General features: G+C 68.7%; 2 protein-coding genes. Both read right to left on the reverse strand.

Going from position 1 to position 886, the window contains the following annotated elements:
- On the reverse strand, positions 1-532 hold a 532-nt coding region (locus EZM81_RS17985), incomplete at its 3' end, for a phage terminase large subunit family protein (protein ID WP_211195452.1).
- The coding region (locus EZM81_RS17990; protein ID WP_136646737.1) for a hypothetical protein at positions 480-886 on the reverse strand (407 nt) is incomplete at its 5' end. The genes EZM81_RS17985 and EZM81_RS17990, both read right to left, overlap by 53 nt.

Consider the following 886-nt stretch of genomic DNA (forward strand, 5'->3'; position numbering starts at 1 on the left):
TGATCAGGATGCCGCCCGCGAACTCCTTCGACAGCATGGTGTTGCCCGCGTCGCGCGAACGGGCCGGTTTGACCCTCTCCCGCAGGTCAGGGCTTTCGTCGATCAGCGGGTCGATCCGCTGGCGCGAGTTGCGCTTGGCCAGTTCCACGGTCGGCTGGACCGCCAGCATCGGCCCCGGTGCCTGGTGGATGCCAAAGCCGATCCAGTTGTTGCCCGCCTCGGTCGCGCCGACCTGTGCCGCCTTCATGAACACGATGCGCTGCGTGGGATCGCCTGGCGACAGCCGGTCCATGATCTCGCGCATGTAGGGCGTGCGTGCCGTGCGATAGCGCCCCGGTTCTGCCGATGCGCGCCCGGACAGCATCCGGTGCTTGTCTGCCCATTGCGACACCGTCAGGTCGGGGTCGGGCGTCAGCCCTGCGCCCCAGGTGCGCAGGATTTCTGCCGCGCCGTCGAAGTCGGTCAGGTCGTCGCCAGTTTCACCGGAAGTCGGGCCGGACCTCGGCAAGTTCGTCGAGGTGGGCGCGTACATGTTTTTCCAAGGCCTTCTGCATCGCGGCCGGTTCCACGCCCAGTTCCGCCGCCATCAACGCCGACGACCGCGCAGGCCAGTTCACCCATGCGTCCCGCACCTCACGCGCCAACCGGAACACCAGCGACAGCGCGCGGGCCCGCTCGATCAACTCCCCCTTCAGCTTCTGCAGCCGGATGCGCCGCTCCTGCGCCTTCAGCACCTCGTTCGCGGTCTTCGCCTGCAAGAAGGTCGTGCCGCCGCCGATGGCGGGGACCGCCAGACCCTGTTCGCGCAGGGTATCGCCGACGGCCGCTACCGCCGCCTCGGGGACGGGTTTCAGCTTCGGCGCGGGCGGCTTGCGGGTCTTCGACG

Source organism: Tabrizicola sp. YIM 78059 (assembly GCF_004959785.1).
GTDB classification, from domain to species: Bacteria; Pseudomonadota; Alphaproteobacteria; order Rhodobacterales; family Rhodobacteraceae; genus Tabrizicola; species Tabrizicola caldifontis.